Raw genomic sequence first — 20,247 nt, 5'->3', positions numbered from 1 at the left:
TTAATCTCCGATCTCTATGATATATGCACGGTAAATTCCATGTCTGATATTCTTACTGTTTCTCCGTTACGAACACGGACGGGATTCCCCTGTTCGATACTTACATTTCCAACATATGTACCGTTACTGCTTCCAAGGTCCTCAACAAACCATCCGCCTTGGGTTCGCTTTAACATGCAATGCCTCCTTGATATCGCAGGATTCATGCTGAGCACTCCGTCGCAGTCGCTATCCTTTCCGATCACGAATTCATCTTTACAAATATAGAAAGTGAATGTTCCGAATTCACCTGAATACTCAAACTCAAGCTCACTCTCCGCTATATTTTTTCCTCCTTCTGTACAAATTAAAAAAGGAGCGTTCTCGGATATATATTTAATGACATCGTCCGTATTCTGAAGTCCGTATCTGAAATGCAAAAGAGATTCATTGAAGATCGCGCCGCTTAACATCTCTATCAAGAAGCTGCGTATCGCATCATCCCAGTTCTCTCTGCCTGCTATGCTGTCGTCGTTATCTACGGGTATAACAGGTAACCTGAAAGTATCTTCATCTCTGTCATAGAAAAATGTCTCATTTGTAATGTCTATATACGAGCGATCAAGGAACGCGCTTCCGACGCACAGTTTAAGAAGTTCTGCCAAAGATCTTATGAAAACAATTATTTTGTTTTCATCGATTCCGGAAGCCGTCTCTTTTACATATTTCTCAATTCCGCAGACAATGGTTTTCTTTCCGTTATAGCTTATCTCCCTAAGCGGAAGCATGTAATCGTTGCTGCGGATTACGGAATTGACTCCGAGTTTTGAGACAATGTCTTTTTCTTCTATCTCATACATTATTTGGTTTTTAAACTGATTCTTTATCATAGCGTTTACCTTTCGTTCTATCAGAGAATCGCTTCAGCGGTATCTCTGAAGGCTTTCATTTCAACCAGTTCCTCAATAATATTTGAATTGTCTTTTATATCTATCTTTTCCCTAGTTTCACATATATTTAAACCGCAGAATGTCTTATCCGATGAAAAGATATTGCTGCTTTCATTTTCATACGGATAACATACAAGCGTGCTGTTCTCCGTTACTTCTTTGGTGTTATCCAAAAGCTTTTCGATCTTTCTTATTGCATCTTCACTTTGATCCGAGATGATCACGATGCTCTTGCTGTTCTCAAGTCTTGTGACCGTATCTACGGAAAAACCAAAAGGATGATCGATGATAATGTCATCATAGATATCAAACTTTTGTATCTCTTCCGCTATGCACAGCATCGCACCGGACGTCATTCCGTATGAAGACAAAAGATGTTCGAACTGCGGTATATAATCAAAGTCATCATTTTTGACAAGTCCGTCGAGTTTTCCCGTTATCCCCTTGATGACAGCTTTTATTGAAAGCGCCTCTTCTTCACCTGCAAAAGACTCTTTGTCTTTCATATACACATTGAAGTCCTGAAGGTTATCAGCCGATATGTACAAAACTTTTCTTCCATAGGCCGAAAGGTGCTTGGCAATCGTAATAGCTGCAATGGTCTTGATCTTGGGATCATTAACACTTATCACATCGTGGATCCTTGTCTTACCGGCGTCTATTCTCTTACTTCTTCGCATGTAATCAGCGCCAAGTATCTTCATTATTCCGGGTACTCCGGAGTATTTACTTATGACGTTTGCTCCTATCTTGTCCGTTTCGGTAATAAGGTATTTATGTCCGATCGACTGATTGTTCGGATAAACGTCCAATAGACTCTCATCAATAAGGAGGGTATCTACCTTATGCGGAGTCTGTACATAACTCTCAAGGTAAACACTATCGGTTATGACTTCGATCTGATAATCTTCCGATATTTCCTCCGTAAGAGTTCCCAATATATTAATTACGTATTCTTTATCTAAACTGACCAATAATAGATTTTTCATCAGTTATCACCTTTATTCTGCAAAAATGACCGAACCGTTTCGAATACCGTACTCAATAAGCTTGGTGTCGCCTCGAATAAGTCCGATCGGGTTTTCCATTCTGAGGTAGCTTTCTTCGGGATTGTCTATATCAATCTCAAGATTAAAGCTTTCTTTTAATCCATATATAAGTTCATTTCCTGTAATATTGAGCGGTATCTCTATATCTCTCCCGCCCGGGTTTTGTTCGTTTTTAAAAATAACAATTACTCTATCATCCATTTTTGAATCCTTCCTTCTTCAAAATGAACGTATCTGTCAGCCTTCGGATTCTTCCTCTTCTACCAAAAGCTTTACTTCTTCAATTCTTTTAATAACTTCATCTATTCCGGCGTTGTACAATAAAAGTGATCCGGATATGGCTCCCTTTTTATGTGTTGCGTTTTCATACAGATTGCCGCGCCACTTGTCGTTATGATCAAGCTTATAATTGGAAACGGGTCCATGTACGTTTCCTTCAACTTTCTGCTTTTCATCATTAAGCATCCTTATATATTCATTGAGTCTGCTGATCTTGTCACTCATTTCTTTCCCTCCGATCATCTTCAGTGATATAAGCGTTTTTATAATATGAGTCCGGGCAAATATATTGCCCGGAAACATATTGAAAAAAAATAAATAATTTAGACAGTACGAACCTTGACTGTAGAAGCGTTCTGCTCGTCGACTGCCTGTGTATTTGCAACGGCCTGTCTTGAAGCTTCGCCGATAACGCCAACCTTCTTTGAGTGCTTTGACATATCTACACTTACCTCATCGGTTGTTGTTACATATGCAAGGCTGAATGCACCCTTAGTTGCTGCCTGAATTCTAGCTGTGATAGCGTCTACTTCCTTCATATCTGCTTCAAGTGCTGCTGAGATCTCCTCAATTGTGGAAGCCTTGCTAAGCACCGCACTTGCGTTCATTTTTAATACTGGATTTGCCATTTCTCTTTCCTCCTATTATCCAAAGTATGCCTGACTCATCATATTTGCGTTTCTTGCTTCATTAGCTGCGAAATTATTACTTGCATTATCAAGAAGTTTGCTGCAAGTACCGATATTTTCATCGATAATCCTAACCTTATCGCGTGCATTCGCAAGAAGTGCTCTCGCATAATCAGCGTCTGCACCTGTCCACGCATCTGCATCCTTAGTGATAAGATCTGCAAGCTGATCAACCTTTTCAACAACTCTGTTTTTTACCTTGAGGTAATCTGACATACATGCGCTTACCTCCGAGTAATTAAACTCAATTACTTCTGATGTTCCCATTTCTTTTTTCTCCTTTTCCTTTTATTGGTGTTTTGACGTAATCGTCTTAACTTTACAGATCACGCCGTTATCTATGTAAAATGCATCATCTTTCTCAATCTTTCTGCTATTCTGCTTAACAAAAGCATTCGGTAAGTCAATGGCTTTAACCTTATTGGCGTCCTCAAAGAATAGGTGCGTACCCTCTTCGGACAGCTGTCTAAGAATTTCGCCCGACTTATATGTAATAGCAACATTGTCGAGATTGGTGTGCATGATACAAGCTCTGTAGCCTCTCAGCTTGCTTGTAATGACTTTGTACAGATAAAATACTTGCTCATCTCCCATGATGTCATCGATAGCCAGCGGTGTATTTATCATGATCACCAGCATAGGCTCCTTAGAGATCATATCGGGATCTTTGGCCATTTCATCGTACCTTCGTCCCAGCTCCGCACTAACTTCATTGATATAAGTGCATACATCTTCTGTAGTTATCGAATAGCCTACGGTTATCTCAAGATCTTGAACAAATGACAGTTCTCTTGAGACATCATCTATAACATAAAGTTTAGTAGGAGCAATTTCTCTGTACCTGTTAAGCATATCTGTAACCGTTCGTATAAACGGTAATCTGCCTGACTCCGCCGTTCCCATAAGTGAGAACAGTGTCTGTCTTGCAAAGTCCAGATAAACAGGTTCTATCGAAGAATAACTTATGCCGACCGGTATCCTGTAGTTTTCAATATTTGCAATCTTGATACCGTAGTTCTCATCAAGATATTCTTCCGTAACAGCTTCGGGAATTGTAGGAATCCTTGCTGCGCGGCTGTCACTTCTTTCGTTGACCTCAGCAACAAATTTACGGATCTTATCAATTCTCTCAACTTCTTTTTTGGCATCAAATGCCAGATATGTCTGAAACTCTCTTATCTGACCATCAATAGTTGTGATCGCTCTGCCCGAAACCTCATCGGGCTCGAGCTTGCATCTGTCAAAGAGAGTCGTATACTGTGTTGAATCATTACAGTAAAATGCTATCTTGCGGCCAAAAGCGGTAAGTAGCTTAAATCCGATTCCCGTAGCTGTGGGATTGGTGATCACAACAGATACTCCGACGGATAATCCGTCCTGGCAAATACTTAAAAAAGTATCATCGTAATCTTCATAGGTTGCTTTAAACGCTGAGAAGTTCTCAACTAAAACAACTATCTGGGTAAGCTCTTTATATCCCGCTTCTCTGTATGCCGAGAAAGAACTAAGTCCCATCTCCGCAAACATCTTTTGTCTTTCATCTATTGTATTGACGATCATAGCAAAGAACTGCTTGAGCATTGTCTCATCCTTGATCGTCACAACACCGCCGACGTGTGCAAGTGATCCGAAATTACGAAGGATCATTGAAGCAAAATCAAGTATGTATATTGATACTTCATCAGCTCCGTATCCATCGGCAAGTCCTCTTATCAGGCACTGAACAAAGTTGGTCTTTCCCATAAGTGCCGATCCTGTAACATAGGTATTTTCCTTTGTCAGGTTGAGCTTAATGACATCCTGCAACTGATTCTCGGGATCGTCATAGACACCAAGCGGAACAACGACATCCGTTTCCTTCTTGGAATCTCTTTCGTATTTCTTATACTCAATAAGCTCTTCAAGAGGCGGAAGACATATAGGTGAAAGCTTTTCAATGTCTTTTTCCTTGCAGTATTCCGCGATGTAATCAACTATCGCATCAAGCTGCGTGATATTGGCCTCTTCCTTTTCAGGTGCCTGCTTATAGAGAGTTCTTTTGGCTCCCATAAAGTTAACTTCGGATATCTCAAACTTTGTCGTCTTATCAACTGCTCCGACTCCCGCCGGCGCTCCGCTGTATGCGGATTGAAGTAGCTGGAATATCTCGTTGTTACCAACTTCCAGATAGCATCGACCGGGCTCTCTGATCTCTGCGGCAAGAGGTGATTTAAGTACTTCGTTTGAATCCGACTTATCCTGCACCTTAAGGCAGAGCTTGAAACGAGAGTTACTCCAGATCTGATCGTTAACGACACCTGAAGGCTTCTGTGTTGCGAGTATCAAATGTACTCCAAGGCTTCGTCCGATACGTGCGGCACTGATAAGCTCCTGCATGAAATCGGGCTGATCCGCTTTCAGCTCGGCAAACTCATCGACTATAAGAATGAGATGCGGCAGCGGTATCTTCACTTCGCCTCTTTTATAAAGATCTATGTAATTGTCAATGGCATTGACTTCCGCTTCCGCGAAAAGTCTCTGTCTCTTCATAAGCTCAGCTTTTATTGACATGAGTGAGCGGTTGACCTGCTTACCGTCAATATTGGTGATAGCTCCGTTAAGGTGTGGAAGCTTCTTGAACTGGTTAGCCATTCCACCACCCTTAAAGTCGATAATGATAAATCCGACTTCATACGGATGAAACTGCGTACACATCGAAAGTACATATGTCTGCAAAAGCTCTGACTTACCGGCACCGGTTGTACCTGCAACAAGTCCGTGAGGGCCGTGGCCTTTTTCGTGAATATCAAGGCTGACTTTACTTCCCGATGCATCAACACCGATCGGCGCCGACATACTCTCGAAAATCTTTGAGCTTGCCCATCTCTCTCCGATCTTAAGATCGTAAGCTGTGAGTATGTTGTACAACTCATAGAAAGTAATGTTCTTGGTAAGCGTGCTCTCAAGGCTTATCTCGTTTACATGAACGCAAGCGAGCTTTATAGCCGCCTCGCCGGCCTGGCTCTCCGTAAGTTCTTTATACTCAAAGCCCTGCATCTTCACTGCGTCTTTTGCTTCCTGAATGAATCCTTTGTTTCCTTCGGATTCAAGATAGATAACTTCGTCGCAGGCTTTGTGCAAAAGCTCTTTACACTCATCGAAGAAAAGGAAAGTAAATCCCATATTCTTGGCATTTTTTATGAAATTGGTAATTGGATGTTCGATTAACTCTTTTGACCTATATGCAAAGACCACATAGTGTGTAGAATCCCCTTTTTTATCATCATAACTACTTTCCTTTTTTCCCTCTCTTGCAGAGAGTTCGTTATACATCTTATCCAGAATGACTTTCTTACTGTCGGGATCATACATGATGTTACGTATTCCCATGTCCGACAGATTCTGAAGCCATCTGGCCCACTCAAAATCCGGGACATCTTCCGGATGTATCAACAGATAGAACTTTACGTCTTTGAAATAATGCTGTCCCGAAAGCGTGATCATAATGTTTCTGACCATGCTCAGGAGCTTATGTCTTTCTCCGACAAACCCAAGTGCGTTGACGTCTTTAAGATGAAGCGTTATAGGCATCTGTTCAATCGTCTCGTACTTGTCATGTAATTCTTCGGGATATGCCATGAGAGGATCCGAAGTATCCAGCTCATCCTGTTCCCTAAACTCAACCTGGTTAAAGGCTTCTATCTTACCAAGTCCGATCGGTACCGTGAGATAATCCTCATGTTCCGGACATTTTTCAAATAATCTTGCATCAAAGTTCTGTATCTGATTTATCATCTCATCAGGTAAGATGTTCATTTTCTGTGAGATAACACGCTCTTCTTCGCGTTCTTTTTTTATCTCTTCATCTTTTTTGACAAGATATTCGTTATATACTTCAACTCTGCGCTTGTTCTGCTGTTTAACTTTTCTTCTGTTTACAAAGAACAGCACAATTGTCATTCCGAACATGCAGCCGTACATGAGGCCGTACATTATCATGAACGAGTTGTTTCCGCTTCCGCCGTACATCCTGGTTCTCATGACTGTCATCATCATTATCATGATGAACATCGGCAGCATGGTTAAGAGTGTTGTCCACGGCTGCTGCTGTGCTTCTGACTTTGGCGGGATGACGTTGAGTCTTTCCTTTGGCTGAATGTATTGGAGTCTTACGTTCTGTATGAACTCAGGATATTTGAACCTGTTGTTCTGTTCCTTTACAACGTATGCCCTAAGCTGTGTCTCAACCCTTCCGTCCGATACGGTGTACAGTTCACCTTCGTTTAAGTAAAAAGATATTCCGAAAACGGTAAGGAACTGTTTATTTCTGAGTTTCACCCGATTTCCCTTCCAGGTGATACCGTTTATCTCAACTCCGAATCTGAGTCCGGAAGCATCAACTATGTATTTGTCATTATCTTTTTTAATGACGCATTTCTGTGTTGACGATCCCAAGCCCTTAAGCTTGATATCACAGTTGTTTCCGCCTATCGAGATTACGGAAGTATCCCCGATCTCAATGTGAAGATCGTAATCGTCCTGAACCTTACCAAAGTCCAGTGAGAAGTCCATCTTAATGGCGGTTATATCCGTTCCTTCATAGCAGACCTTAACTCTGTCACCGGGTACAAGCTCATGCATATACTCTTTTCCACCCGAGTCGTTAAGGATATAGTTTCCTTCGCCGCACATCATGACGTAGGTATCTGCCTGCTTTTTAAGCGTTATCTGAAACTCTTCCGAATAAAGTCCCTTTGGAAGACGTATCTGAGCTTCCTTAGCCGTACCGATAAGGATGTTCTCGACGTCATCGGGAATAACAGTTTCTTTATATAGTTTGTTTCCATACACGATGAGCTTATATCTCAACATGTCATTTTCTATATTCGAATTCCTCATTAGCAAGTCTGATCACATCCCCTTTGTTAAGCAGCTTGGTCTCTCCCTCTCCAAGCTTGGTTCCGTTTACGAATGTTCCGTTGGTAGAATTCTTATCTTCAACGCATACACCCTGTGAATTAACAGTGAATGCTGCATGTATTCTGCTGATCGCACTGTTATCACGTATGCAGTAATCAACGTGTAGTGAATCTTTTCCTATCGTTGTTTCTTCTTTGCAAAGGAGAATGTTGTCTCCCGTTTTCTTTCTTATAAGCGTTCCGCCGTTAAATGAGCCGTTTGTGCTCTTTGTTATAACGGGGCCTTCTGCAAGAAGTGCAGTTCCTTCATCGCTTGAATGTGAAAGCGATCCTGTTTCCATTCCTGTTCCGCCGCTCTGATTCTCATTGGTATCACTAAGATCAGGCTTGGGGAACGGTCTTTCCGGAAGAAGCTTTTCTCTTTTCTTTGCTTCCTTCTCAGCCTTCTTCTTGGCCTTTTCTTCAGCACGTCTTTGCTTTTCCTCTGTGCGCTTTTTCTTTTCTTCCTCTGTGATAGCAGGTTTTTTTCCAAGAAGGATCATTACAACCGCGATCATCGTAGCGAGCAGTAATACGATCACTGCGATGAGAATTATTAAAATTGTATTTGAATAATTATCGGTTGCAACGTTTCCGGTTGTACGGTTGTTTATATATATGACAGAGGCTCCTGTCGTTGACTCCTCAATCTCAGGCTTAACTGTGCCCGGAGTAAGCTTGTTGTAAGCGATACCGAATGAATCCAAAACATTGACGATCTCTGTGGAATCTATTGCTACCGAGTACTGTCCGTCCTTTTTAAGGACATTCATTCCGATCACGTCTCCGTTTTCGTTTACAAGCGGTCCACCGCAGTTATTCTGACCAACCTCAGCGTTATGTGTGATGACGTAAACATCATCGAGGCTGTGAATATTAACAATCTTTCCCGATGATATGATAGTGTCTTTCTTGTCATATCTCTGGGGGTTCTTGTCATAATTTATCTCATCCGGATAACCGATCGAATGCACGTAATCTGTCGTATTATACGGAAGATCATTGGTGAATCCGTCATCTGATGTATAAATTGAAAGCGGTTTTCTGTTTACAAGATTTTCGCTTGGAGTAAATACAGCCATGTCGAGCTTATCGCTCTGCTGATACAGTTCACAGCTGACTGTCATATCTACTGTTACGACCACTTCGTAAGAGATATCGTCGAGCTTGTCACTTATATCTTTTATTCCAAAACTCTTTAATGCATTCTTTCTGGTGGTCTTATCAGGTACGATTCCATTCTTACTTGTAATAATGTATTGCTTGGAATTGTCTCCCTGTGCTCCTACGATAAAACCGGTCGCACCTTTTATGATGTGGCTTGAGCCGTCATCGTCGGTGTATACACAGTTGATCTGAACCACTCCGTTTCCTGCATCTACAGCATCCGCAACAGTTGATGTCGCAAATTCTTCGCTGCTTGCTTCACTGCTTGAATCCTCAAGCGCTGTGTTCTCCTTTTCATTATTGTTTGTAAAATCTGTCCCCGTTGTTTCTTCTGTGCTACTTGTCGCTGCGCTGCTCGCCCCTTCTGCCGCGTATGTTGTTACGGGTGAAAGAGCCATGCACAATGCCATTGCCCCAATCAGAATTCTCTTTGCATAGCACTCTTTCCTTTTCATCACGTCGCCTCCTACAGGTTATTTGTAAATAACTATCTGTATTAAAAGTTAACTCCTTTTCAATAAATCACTTTGTCTTTCAATAGAACAATTTGCTTTAACAAATGTGACAATTTACTTTAACATTTATGAACAAATCTGTCAACCTTAATCGGTTAAGTTGATCTCTTTATGGGTGCAGCTACACCTGCCAACATCAGTATTTATGCAACATTGGCGCGGATTGAATTTTTACAAAATTCCTTAATTTGTTACCTAATACGAAATTTTCTCTACTTTATTATGTTTTCATGTTTTTTTATGTTTTTTTATCACTTTTATGTTTGATTATTAGTTAATTTGAAGCTATCATATATATATAGTGTTGCATTATGCGTAGTCTGTTTTTCGGAGGATAAAAAATTGTCGATACCGATTACATACGATAATTTCAAAACTTATGTTTCCCTATGCAATGCCCCGTGCGCTATCTTGTCGGTTCAGCGCAGAGGAGAAGGTATATGCGGCGAAATAAAGGTTGTTGCCGCCAACGATTCTTTCAGCATGACCAATGAAGATGTTGAAGGAAAACTCTACACGGACTATTTTCCAAAAGATCCCAAATTTGAAGACATATGCTATAAGGCTGCGTTTGAAGGCGAATCCTATCACGCATATCTGGACACCAGAAAGCTTTACGGATTCTGGACTGAGAACACTACTATCCCAATCGTCCATGAGAAAGGCTCGGATATCGGATATTGCCAGCTGACATATTTTCTGACAAAAGAGATGGATGCAAGCAAATATTCAATCATTCAGCCCGACATTGCTTCTTTTGTCATAGAAACATGTCTTAAACTACGAGGTGGAGATGATTTTTACACCAAGATGGATATGGTGACAAAAGATATAAGAGAATTTACTGACAGTTATGCTGCCAGCATAATGACCATATCAAGAGATCTGTATAAATTTGATGTTGTTTCGGAGAACGTACTTAACAATGAAGTCTGCCTTCGGGATATCTTTTCCGATGTTCCTTATGAGATCGTTGAATCATGGGAAGAATTGGTGGCAGATACCAACTGTATCATCATAAGAAATGAAGATGATATGCAGTATTATGAATCCAAGGCTCCCGAGTGGGTCAGAACTTTAAGAGATAACGATGTCAGAGCACTATGTCTTGTCCCGTTTATACATCAGAACACGATCATCGGATATCTTTATATCACCAACTTTGATGTAGCAAATTTAACCAAGATCAAGAACACAATTGAGATTCTCTCCGTTTTCCTTTCATCGGAGACCGCTCACCACATCTTTATAGAAAGGCTAAGGAGCCTTAGCCTTATCGATGCAAGAACCGGTGTTTATAACAGAAATGCCATGAACAACAAGGTCGATGAGCTTGCTGCTCAGCTCAGCATCAAGCCCATGCCTTTCAGTGTCGCATTCTGCTATCTCAACACTCTCAAGACAGTCAACAAAGACGGTGGTCACGAGGCCGGAAATAAGCTCCTTAAGGAAGCAGCTCAGCTTCTGAAGGACACCTTTAAAAATGACTATATTTACAGGTCATCCGGTGATGAATTTGCCATTATCTCCACTAACTCGACAGAAAAAGAGTTTGAAGAAAAGGTAAAGAGACTTAAAGAAAAAGCCAAAGATCCCGCATGGATCTATTTCACGGTCGGATATTACACAGACAACACTGACGGCGCACTTCATTCGGCAATGCGCTATGCTAACAAATACGAAAGAGAGTTTAACGAAGAGTTTTATTATAATTATCCTGACATGGTTAAATAAAAAAGGACGGTGTTCAAATGGGTAATCGTAATGATCTTTACGAGAGGCTTAATACCGCAGTAAATGCCGTATCCTCTTCAGCCGCAATATTTGAGGTTGAAGTGGATGATCAAGGCAACTTTAAGGAAATGCGATATTTTGCCATGAATAGGTCTTTTATAATGGACTGCATAGCTATGTTCTTCCAGGAAGAAGATCCGGGAGAACAAAAAGATGTTGCCCAAAAGATCAAAGAGATCGAAGAAAAAATGCTAGGTGCGGAATATACCATCAATGTTCCGAAAGAGCCGAAATTCGAGGATTTCTGCTATAAAGCCGCTTGGAAAAAACAGCCTATCCATACCTATGTTGATACCACAATGATGTACGGCTTCTGGACCGAGGATTACATGATCCCGATCGAAGTTGCGGATGATAAAAAAGAGCCCAACGTCGCATATTGCCAGTTCATGTACACTCTCAACAAAGAGATGGACACCAATAAGTATTCAAACGTATCTCCCGACATCGCCTCTTTTGTTATAAAAACTTGTCTGGAGCTCAGAAACGAAAATGACTTCTACTCCAGCATGGATACTGTAACAAAATATATCAGAGAATATACGGGATCAAACGCAGCCAGTGTTCTCAGTTATCAGGGCGACCTTGAAAAATACGAGGTCATAAGCGGTGTGACTGACGATCCGAATGTAAGCTTAAAAGAGATATTCAAGCAGGTTCCCTTCTCAGTTGTAGCAAGTTGGGAACGGTTATTTAAAACATCAAATTGTATCATCATCAAGGATGAACATGATGTAGCATATTATGAATCCATCGCCCCCGAATGGATAGCTACATTAAAGCCTTATAAAATATTCAGCTTATGTCTTGTTCCTTTCATCCATCAAGGCGAGATAATCGGCTTCCTCTACATCACAAACTTTGATGTATCAAGCGTAACTCGCGTAAAAGAAACTATTGAGATGGTATCCTTCTTCTTATCAGCGGAGGTTGCCAATCACCTATTCCTTGAAAGACTCGAATATCTCAGCAATGTAGATATCCTTACAGGCGTAAAGAACAGAAACTGTATGAACGTAGACGTCGATGAGCTTGCTCTCAAAATGGAATTTGATCCAAGACCATTCACCGTTGCATTCTGCGATCTCAACGGTCTTAAGACGGTAAATGATAATCAGGGTCATGACGCTGGCGATAAGCTTATCGTAGCAGCTGCGAACATATTAAAAGAGGTCTTCCCCGACGACAAAATCTACCGCGCAGGCGGCGATGAGTTCTCGATCATCTCCACTCACGGAAGCGAAGAAGACTTTAAAAAGAAAGTTGATAAGCTCCGCGAACTTGCAAGCGATCCCGAATGGCTGTGCTTCGCAATAGGCTACTATCACGATGAAACCGAAGGTAACCTGCGACTTGCCATGAGATATGCAGACGAGCGGATGTACAAAGACAAAAACGAATTCTACAAAGCACATCCCGAAAAGAGGAGATAAAAATAATCCCCGGAGGAAACCCTCCGGGGATTTTATTATCAGTAGAAGTTCGACTCTCGCACTTCGTGCTCGATCGAACGACCTTGCTTATTAGGTTCGAAAGAACCTCACCAAGTTCAGTGGAAGTTCGGCTCTCGCGCGTTGCGCTCGCCCGAATGACCTTGCTTACTAAACTCGAAAGGACCTCGTTAAGTAATCAAGGTCAGAATTTACCAGCCTTAGCAGCTTCTTCGATTGAAACGGCTGTAGAAACAGTCATACCAACCATCGGGTTGTTACCAGCGCCGATAAGACCCATCATCTCAACGTGAGCGGGAACTGATGAAGATCCTGCGAACTGAGCATCTGAGTGCATACGACCCATAGTATCTGTCATACCGTAAGAAGCGGGGCCTGCAGCCATGTTATCGGGATGAAGTGTACGTCCTGTACCACCGCCTGAAGCAACTGAAAAGTACTTCTTGCCTGCCTCTGTGCGCTCCTTCTTGTATGTTCCTGCAACGGGATGCTGGAATCTTGTAGGATTGGTTGAGTTACCTGTGATAGATACGTCAACGTTCTCCTTCCACATGATAGCAACACCTTCCTGTACGTCGTTAGCGCCGTAGCAGTTAACCTTTGCACGAGGTGAATCAGCGTCCTTAGAGTAGCACTTTCTGAATACTTCCTTTACCTCGCCTGTGTAGTAATCGTACTGTGTCTCAACATATGTGAAACCGTTGATACGAGAAATGATCTGAGCTGCGTCTTTTCCAAGACCGTTAAGGATAACTCTAAGGGGTTTCTGACGAACCTTGTTAGCCTTCTCAGCGATACCGATAGCACCCTCAGCAGCAGCGAATGACTCGTGACCTGCAAGGAATGCGAAGCACTCTGTATCCTCTTCAAGAAGCATCTTACCAAGGTTACCATGTCCAAGACCAACCTTACGACGGTCTGCAACAGATCCGGGAATGCAGAAAGCCTGAAGACCGATACCGATTGCAGCAGCAGCCTCAGAAGCCTTACGGCAGCCCTTCTTGATAGCGATAGCGGCACCTACTGTGTAAGCCCACTTAGCGTTCTCGAAGCAGATAGGCTGGATGCCCTCGATGAGCTTGTAAACATCGATGCCTGCAGCCATTGTAATATCTCTACACTCTTCTACTGAAGAAATCCCATACTCCTTAAGGCAAGCCAGGATCTGGGGCTCTCTTCTTTCATATGATTCAAATAAAGCCATTTTATATTCCTCCTTACCTTAAATTACTCTTTTCTGGGATCAATGAATCTGGCAGCGTCAGCTACACGTCCGTACTGACCCTTAGCCTTCTCTATAGCTGTGTTAGCGTCATCACCGGCCTTGATGAAGTCCATCATCTTGCCGAAGTTAACATACTTGTATCCGATGATCTCGTCGTTCTCATCAAGAGCAACCTCTGTGATGTAACCATCTGTAAGCTCAAGATAACGAGGTCCCTTGTCAAGTGTTCCGTAAGTTGTACCAACCATTGAACGAGCACCCTTACCAAGATCCTCAAGACCTGCACCGATAACAAGTCCGCCCTCTGAGAATGCAGACTGTGTTCTTCCGTATACGATCTGAAGGAAGAGCTCTCTCATAGCTGTGTTGATAGCGTCACAAACAAGGTCTGTGTTGAGAGCCTCGAGAACTGTAAGTCCGGGAAGAATCTCAGATGCCATAGCTGCTGAATGTGTCATTCCTGAGCAACCGATTGTCTCTACAAGTGCCTCCTGAATGATACCTTCCTTAACGTTAAGTGAAAGCTTGCAGCAACCCTGCTGAGGTGCACACCAGCCGATACCATGTGTATAGCCGGAAATATCCTTAACCTCTTTGGACTGAACCCACTTAGCCTCTTCGGGAATAGGGGCAGCGCCATGATGTACCCCTTGTGTTACGGGACACATATTCTTTACCTCTGTTGAGTAAATCATGTGAAAATCTCCTTTCATATTGTAAAGTAATTATTCATTACTTACTACCTGATTTGTTTAGACTGACCATAGATGTGCCTGCCAAGCACGGTCATAGATGGCAAACGTATATTTCTCAAAAAAGAGTTGCCAAACACATTCGCCAAAACCTATTTTTACACAAAACTGCGCATATTTCAATGGTAATGTTATAAATTTAACATGATATAGGCGTCATAAGTCAAAATGCCTACATGCTTGCATATTTAGTCTTCCGTTTTCTCTACAATGTGATCCTTATCTTTGAAGATGTGATGCGCAGGAATACAGCCTCTTACGCTGGAAAGAGGATACACGTTACTCCATCTTCCGATGACCGTTCCGGGATTGAGGACTGAGTTACATCCAACCTCAACGTTGTCACCGAGCATAGCTCCCATCTTCTTAAGACCTGTCTCAACCTTGTCGTTCTCGCCGTTCTTAACTACAACGAGCTTCTTGTCGCTCTTAACATTGGATGTGATAGAACCTGCGCCCATGTGTGACTTAAAGCCGAGGATCGAATCTCCGACATAGTTGTAATGAGGAACCTGAACCTTATTAAAGAGGATTACGTTCTTAAGCTCTGTTGAGTTTCCTACAACCGCGCCCTTTCCAACGATCGCACTTCCTCTGATAAACGCACACTGTCTTACTTCCGCGTCCTCATCAATGATGCAAGGTCCGCCGATATAAGCGGAGTCAAAAACCTTTGCGCTCTTTGCAACCCAAACGTTCTCACCGCGCTTTTCGAACTTGTCTGCGGGAAGCTTGTTTCCAAGCTCTATGATATAATCCTTGATCCCTGCAAGAAGCTCCCACGGATACTCCTTGGTCTTCATGAAATCCGCAGCGATAGTCTCGTTCAGATCATACATATTTGAAATCTTAAATTCTTCCATTTTAATTCTCCTTTACTTTATCGGAAGCCTTCTTGCCGGCAGACTTCTTGGCTGTTCCGGCCTTCTTTGCTCCGCTCTTAGCTGTGCTCTTATAATTTGATGCAACGTAGTCAAACCTTGAACGCAAAAGCCCTCTGTAATCGTTGTCCTTAACAAGGTTCGTCCTCTTACTTACGAAGTCGTCAAGCTTCGTCATATACTCGTTTTCGGAGATCTCTCCGTTCGCGACGCCCGTAAGTCCCTTCTCCCAGCTTGCCGTAAGCGCGGGATTGAGCATGGGCTTCATCGAGCACGCAACGGTCTCATAGACCATCTCTCCCATCTGTGTGGGCGTGATTATCTGGGTCTTTTTATTAAGATTAAGGTACTTAATGTTGACGAGCTTAGTAAGTATACCCGCTCTCGTCGCACTCGTTCCGATTCCCGAGCCCTTGATCTGAGCGCGTAGCTCCTCATCTTCGATAAACTGTCCGGCATTCTCCATCGTAAGGATGATCGTTCCGGAGTTGTATCTCTTGGGCGGCGAAGTCTCGCCTTCTTTTAGGTTAAAAGACTCTGCGGAGAGCTTGTCGCCCTTCTTTAATTTCTGAAGGTGCTCGAAGAGTTCCTCATCGGTCACGGTCTCCTCTTCGCTCTCCTTATTGTCGTCCTTGTCATCATTATTCTTGGCCTTGTCCTTAAAGAAGGAATAGTCCATAACATGCAGATATCCCTTGGCGGTCAATATCTTGAAGTTGGCAAAAAAGCTCTCGATCTTGCCTTCGTGTTCCTTGCTGTCCATGGTAAGCGAAAGCGCCACTTTACTGTAGGTCGCTGACGGGTAAAAGACGGCAAGAAAACGCCTTACTATTATCTCATAGACCTTGGCCGATGTCGGCGACAAGCTTCCAAGTGCCGATAATCCCTGGCCTGTCGGAATAATTGCATAGTGGTCTGTAATTGCTTTGTCGTTGACATATCTTGTCTTCTCAATACCTTTATAGGACTCATGCTGCAGGATTGCCTTGGCAAACACGGCGCACGGTTCATACGAAGTAAGTCCCTTTATATTCTGACTGATGACCTTGGCGATGGCACTAGACATTACACGCGCATCGGTTCTTGGATAAGTCGTCAGTTTCTTTTCATATAATTCCTGAGCTACAGCCAGCGTCTCGTCGGGATTTATCTTAAAAAATCTCGAGCAGTCATTTTGAAGCTCCGCAAGGTTATACAGAAGCGGCGCGTTCTTGACTTCTTTTTTCTTCTCACACTTAACTACTGTGGCTTCCACAGGAACAGCACCGAGAGACGTTATCAGCTCCTGCGCATCCTCTTTGGTCTTAAAGCCCTTCTCGCTGTAGAGCTTGGGCGAATTGTCGTAGAAAGATTCGGGCGTAACTCTCCACTCGGCATCACACTCTTTTCCGCCGATATTTACACCTGCAAGGACACGGTAAAAAGGCGTCTTTACAAACTCTCGTATCTCTCTTTCCCTGTCGACTACAATGCCCAAAACGCAGGTCATTACTCGTCCGACCGAAATAACGCATTTATCAAGATTAAGGTAATTCTTGATGGAATACGCATATTTCAGCGTCAGAGCTCTGGAGAAATTGATACCCATGAGGTAATCCTCTTTTGCCCTAAGAAAAGCGGAAGCGCCGAGATTATCATACTCGGAGTCATCCTTGGCTTCTCGTATTCCGCGCAGGATCTCGTCCTCAGTCTGCGAGTCGATCCAGACTCTTTTCCTCGTCTTACCCGTAACTCCCGCCTGCATGTCAACAAGACGGTATATGTATTCACCCTCGCGTCCCGAGTCGGTGCATATATATATCGTATCGACGTCGTCTCTGGTCAAAAGGCCTTTCACGGTCCTAAACTGCTTGGAAACATTCCCTATAACTTCGTATTTAAAATTCTGTGGGATAAAAGGAAGTGTGTCGAGCGACCACCTCTTGTACTTATCGTCGTAGACTTCAGGATAGCTCATGGTTACCAGGTGTCCGACGCACCACGTTACAATAGCATCATCAGACTCCAGGTAACCGTCTTTCCTGGAAAAATTTATCTTCATCGCCGAGGCAAAAGCCTGGGCAACACTAGGTTTTTCAGCAATGTAAACGCTCTTAGCCATTCGTTAATTCATCTATACCTATGAGTCTCAGCTTGGAATCGGGCTTCATCGACGCATCAATCAGCCAAGCGTCAAACCCTACCGTTGAGAACAGATAGAAATAATCTCCCTCAAGTCTTGCTTTTTTTGCGCAGGACCAAAGGCTTTCTAAGTCGGCGTGAGTCGCCTGTTTCTGCCAAAAACACATTCCAATGGCGGTATCTCCGGTATCACTCTGTACGATGATATCCAGATTGCCGGATTTTCCTATCCACTCACCCTCTTCAGATACATCGAACGGAAAGATCCCTCTGTCCATGCTTCTGTAAAGGTATTCGCGACATACCGTCTTGAAATATTCCGATGCGTAGCTTTGCATTCCTGCCGATATAAATATATCATAAAATTGCTCCGCAGGCATCTGCGTAAGACTACTTTCATTAGGGAAGATAAATCTGAAATAGAAATCCAGCAAAGGGTCCTCTATCTTATAGGCTCCCTTTACAACATTCTCTCTTCCCGCATTTCCGAATGAATAAACCTTGCTCGCAAAATCATGATGAATCAAGGTCTTAAGATAAACCGATATCTTGGCTCTGGAAAAGCCCGTCGCATGATATATATCGTTGAGCTTGTTGATTCCTCTTGCCATAACGGACAGGATCGTGTGATAAACGGACGTCTCTCTTAAATCCTTGGAGGTGAGCCTAAGCGCCTCTCCGTATAGATATGACGAAGGATCAAGAATATTCTTGCAGACGTTTTCTTTAAAGGATAAAGAGTCGTCAAAGTATCTCCATAAAGCCGTCTGACCGCCAAGTACAGAATACGAAAGAACCGCGTCTTTGTAGCTCATCTTGGGATAGAATGCTCTCATAGACGAGAACGGAAGAGGCTTGATCTTCCTAAATCCCACGACATCGGCAGCAAAGCTTCCCATCTGTCCGACCATGCTGTTTTCGACCCAGTTGATATCGTGGCTCACAAGAAGAACGAGTATCTGCCTGTATCTGCCATACTCTTTTACAAAGCTTACAAGCGACTCCATGAAACCGGGGCTTGTCTTAATGATATTCTCGAAATTCCTGACAATAAAAATAAACGGAGCCTTGCCTGCAGATTCCGCGCAAGCAGTAAAGATATCAGCATAAGTAGGATTGTCTTTAACGGCGATCCTGTTACTTTTAAGTTCTCCGGTCCACAAAAAGAGCTGCTCCCTCTCAGATGCGGAGCGAGCAGAATAATAAAAGCTCTTTCTGTTTTCCGTAAATTTGGACAAAAGAGCAGAATGCTCAATATTCCTGTGTCCGTAGACAACAAGAATATTGGATAATCCGCTCTCATAGTATCTGTTTAAAAAACGTAAATCTTCAGATCTTTGCGCTTCCATCATTATACTTTTATCACTTTTTGTTGATGTATCCGCTTGCCTTAAGAAGCTCTGCGCACTCTACGGCTCCGCCTGCAGCACCACGAAGTGTGTTGTGTGAAAGACCAACGAACTTCCAATCGTAAACGCTGTCCTCACGGATTCTTCCGATGCTTACGCCCATACCGTTCTCATAGTTAACATCAAGTGTGATCTGAGGTCTGTTGTCCTCCTGCATGTACTGGATGAACTGCTTGGGAGCGCTGGGAAGCTCGAGTTTCTGAGGAAGTCCTGAGAACTGCTCAAGTTTCTCGATGAGCTGCTCCTTTGTAGGGTTCTTTTTGAACTTAACGAATGCAGCAGCTGTGTGTCCGTAAAGAACAGGAATTCTGATGCACTGACATGTGATCTTAACGTCATCGGCAGGAACGATCACGCCGTTCTCAACCTTACCCCAGATTCTGAGGGGCTCTTTTTCTGACTTCTCTTCCTCACCTGAAATGAAAGGAATAACGTTGCCAACCATCTCGGGCCACTCTTCGAAGTTCTTACCTGCACCTGAGATAGCCTGGTATGTTGTAGCTACTACCTCGTAGGGCTCAAACTCTTTCCATGCTGTAAGAGCGGGTGTGTAGCTCTGGATTGAGCAGTTGGGCTTAACAGCGATGAAACCTGCGTTTGTGCCAAGTCTCTTTTTCTGGAACTCGATAACATCCATATGCTCAGGGTTGATCTCAGGGATGATCATGGGAACATCGGGTGTCCATCTGTGTGCACTGTTATTGGAAACAACAGGTGTCTCAGTCTTAGCGTACTCTTCCTCGATAGCCTTGATCTCATCCTTAGACATGTTTACGGCTGAAAGAACAAAATCAACGTCCTCAGAAACGCCCTTAACATCAGTAACGTCCTTGATAACGATGTTCTTTACAGAATCGGGAATAGGACCATCCATCTTCCATCTGTTTCCTACTGCCTCTTCGTAAGTCTGTCCTGCCGAACGAGGGCTGGCTGCGATTGTCTTAACCTCAAACCAAGGGTGATTGTTGAGGATAGAGATGAATCTCTGTCCAACCATTCCTGTACCGCCAAGTACGGCAACCTGCAATTTGTTACTCATAATACTGTTA

General features: G+C 43.0%; 16 protein-coding genes. 2 read left to right on the top strand and 14 right to left on the bottom strand.

The genetic code is table 11. The features are described from left to right. Window positions 1-14 precede the first annotated feature (14 nt). The 8 genes from D6856_RS13220 to D6856_RS13185 all read right to left on the bottom strand — a co-directional run bounded on the left by D6856_RS13220 (window position 15) and on the right by D6856_RS13185 (window position 9,505). Complete coding sequence (locus D6856_RS13220) at window positions 15-869, bottom strand: FHA domain-containing protein (protein WP_120687281.1); 855 nt, start codon at window positions 867-869, stop codon at window positions 15-17. A gap of 20 nt (window positions 870-889) precedes the next feature. Beyond that, entirely contained in the window at window positions 890-1,918 is a 1,029-nt protein-coding gene (locus D6856_RS13215) for a hypothetical protein (RefSeq protein WP_120687280.1), read from the bottom strand. Window positions 1,919-1,930: 12 nt separating this feature from the next. After that, the gene (locus tag D6856_RS13210; RefSeq protein ID WP_120687279.1) at window positions 1,931-2,179 is read right to left on the bottom strand and encodes a hypothetical protein; all 249 of its coding nucleotides are present in this window, start codon (window positions 2,177-2,179) and stop codon (window positions 1,931-1,933) included. 36 nt (window positions 2,180-2,215) lie between these two features. Next, window positions 2,216-2,482 (bottom strand): hypothetical protein, encoded by a 267-nt coding sequence (locus D6856_RS13205; protein WP_120687278.1) that lies wholly within the window; start codon window positions 2,480-2,482, stop codon window positions 2,216-2,218. Window positions 2,483-2,580: 98 nt separating this feature from the next. Beyond that, window positions 2,581-2,886 carry a hypothetical protein gene (locus D6856_RS13200; RefSeq protein ID WP_120687277.1) on the bottom strand — a complete coding sequence of 102 codons (306 nt, stop codon included), beginning with the start codon at window positions 2,884-2,886 and terminating at the stop codon, window positions 2,581-2,583. Between the two features lie 15 nt (window positions 2,887-2,901). After that, window positions 2,902-3,213, bottom strand: a complete 312-nt coding sequence (locus D6856_RS13195) for a WXG100 family type VII secretion target (protein ID WP_120687276.1) — start codon at window positions 3,211-3,213, stop codon at window positions 2,902-2,904. 21 nt (window positions 3,214-3,234) lie between these two features. Further along, window positions 3,235-7,797, bottom strand: a complete 4,563-nt coding sequence (gene essC / locus D6856_RS13190) for a type VII secretion protein EssC (protein ID WP_207667280.1) — start codon at window positions 7,795-7,797, stop codon at window positions 3,235-3,237. Between the two features lies 1 nt (window position 7,798). Then, window positions 7,799-9,505: an FHA domain-containing protein gene (locus D6856_RS13185; RefSeq protein ID WP_120687274.1), complete on the bottom strand. Its 1,707-nt coding sequence runs from the start codon at window positions 9,503-9,505 to the stop codon at window positions 7,799-7,801. 402 nt (window positions 9,506-9,907) lie between these two features. Between D6856_RS13185 and D6856_RS13180 the strand changes: the two genes are divergently transcribed. Both D6856_RS13180 and D6856_RS13175 read left to right on the top strand, forming a co-directional pair. Next, on the top strand, window positions 9,908-11,299 hold the full coding sequence (locus D6856_RS13180; protein ID WP_120687273.1) for a GGDEF domain-containing protein: 1,392 nt from the start codon (window positions 9,908-9,910) through the stop codon (window positions 11,297-11,299). A 17-nt stretch (window positions 11,300-11,316) separates the two neighbouring features. Beyond that, complete coding sequence (locus D6856_RS13175; RefSeq protein ID WP_120687272.1) at window positions 11,317-12,792, top strand: sensor domain-containing diguanylate cyclase; 1,476 nt, start codon at window positions 11,317-11,319, stop codon at window positions 12,790-12,792. A 202-nt stretch (window positions 12,793-12,994) separates the two neighbouring features. On the opposite strand, the gene D6856_RS13170 is transcribed toward D6856_RS13175, so the two are convergent. The 6 genes from D6856_RS13170 to asd form a co-directional block, all read right to left on the bottom strand. After that, window positions 12,995-14,014 (bottom strand): GGGtGRT protein, encoded by a 1,020-nt coding sequence (locus tag D6856_RS13170; RefSeq protein WP_120687271.1) that lies wholly within the window; start codon window positions 14,012-14,014, stop codon window positions 12,995-12,997. Window positions 14,015-14,037: 23 nt separating this feature from the next. Beyond that, window positions 14,038-14,730 (bottom strand): iron-sulfur cluster assembly scaffold protein, encoded by a 693-nt coding sequence (locus tag D6856_RS13165; RefSeq protein ID WP_092250179.1) that lies wholly within the window; start codon window positions 14,728-14,730, stop codon window positions 14,038-14,040. 245 nt (window positions 14,731-14,975) lie between these two features. Beyond that, window positions 14,976-15,650, bottom strand: a complete 675-nt coding sequence (locus tag D6856_RS13160; RefSeq protein WP_120687270.1) for a UDP-N-acetylglucosamine pyrophosphorylase — start codon at window positions 15,648-15,650, stop codon at window positions 14,976-14,978. Window position 15,651: 1 nt separating this feature from the next. Next, entirely contained in the window at window positions 15,652-17,769 is a 2,118-nt protein-coding gene (locus tag D6856_RS13155; RefSeq protein WP_120687269.1) for a DNA topoisomerase, read from the bottom strand. Beyond that, window positions 17,762-19,141 carry an ATP-binding protein gene (locus D6856_RS13150; protein ID WP_120687268.1) on the bottom strand — a complete coding sequence of 460 codons (1,380 nt, stop codon included), beginning with the start codon at window positions 19,139-19,141 and terminating at the stop codon, window positions 17,762-17,764. The genes D6856_RS13155 and D6856_RS13150 overlap by 8 nt, the downstream gene beginning before the upstream one ends. A gap of 10 nt (window positions 19,142-19,151) precedes the next feature. Then, on the bottom strand, window positions 19,152-20,237 hold the full coding sequence (gene asd / locus D6856_RS13145) for an aspartate-semialdehyde dehydrogenase (RefSeq protein WP_092250167.1): 1,086 nt from the start codon (window positions 20,235-20,237) through the stop codon (window positions 19,152-19,154). Window positions 20,238-20,247: the final 10 nt, after the last annotated feature.

Source organism: Butyrivibrio sp. XB500-5, assembly GCF_003625505.1.
Taxonomy (GTDB): domain Bacteria; phylum Bacillota; class Clostridia; order Lachnospirales; family Lachnospiraceae; genus Butyrivibrio.
This window is presented reverse-complemented; position numbering and strand designations above follow the sequence as displayed.

Coding starts and splice junctions, on each gene's coding strand:
- D6856_RS13220 (WP_120687281.1), bottom strand. CDS start 869: ATGATAAAGAATCAGTTTAAAAACCAAATAATGTATGAGATAGAAGAA.
- D6856_RS13215 (WP_120687280.1), bottom strand. CDS start 1,918: ATGAAAAATCTATTATTGGTCAGTTTAGATAAAGAATACGTAATTAAT.
- D6856_RS13210 (WP_120687279.1), bottom strand. CDS start 2,179: ATGGATGATAGAGTAATTGTTATTTTTAAAAACGAACAAAACCCGGGC.
- D6856_RS13205 (WP_120687278.1), bottom strand. CDS start 2,482: ATGAGTGACAAGATCAGCAGACTCAATGAATATATAAGGATGCTTAAT.
- D6856_RS13200 (WP_120687277.1), bottom strand. CDS start 2,886: ATGGCAAATCCAGTATTAAAAATGAACGCAAGTGCGGTGCTTAGCAAG.
- D6856_RS13195 (WP_120687276.1), bottom strand. CDS start 3,213: ATGGGAACATCAGAAGTAATTGAGTTTAATTACTCGGAGGTAAGCGCA.
- essC (WP_207667280.1), bottom strand. CDS start 7,797: ATGTTGAGATATAAGCTCATCGTGTATGGAAACAAACTATATAAAGAA.
- D6856_RS13185 (WP_120687274.1), bottom strand. CDS start 9,505: ATGAAAAGGAAAGAGTGCTATGCAAAGAGAATTCTGATTGGGGCAATG.
- D6856_RS13175 (WP_120687272.1), top strand. CDS start 11,317: ATGGGTAATCGTAATGATCTTTACGAGAGGCTTAATACCGCAGTAAAT.
- D6856_RS13170 (WP_120687271.1), bottom strand. CDS start 14,014: ATGGCTTTATTTGAATCATATGAAAGAAGAGAGCCCCAGATCCTGGCT.
- D6856_RS13165 (WP_092250179.1), bottom strand. CDS start 14,730: ATGATTTACTCAACAGAGGTAAAGAATATGTGTCCCGTAACACAAGGG.
- D6856_RS13160 (WP_120687270.1), bottom strand. CDS start 15,650: ATGGAAGAATTTAAGATTTCAAATATGTATGATCTGAACGAGACTATC.
- D6856_RS13155 (WP_120687269.1), bottom strand. CDS start 17,769: ATGGCTAAGAGCGTTTACATTGCTGAAAAACCTAGTGTTGCCCAGGCT.
- D6856_RS13150 (WP_120687268.1), bottom strand. CDS start 19,141: ATGATGGAAGCGCAAAGATCTGAAGATTTACGTTTTTTAAACAGATAC.
- asd (WP_092250167.1), bottom strand. CDS start 20,237: ATGAGTAACAAATTGCAGGTTGCCGTACTTGGCGGTACAGGAATGGTT.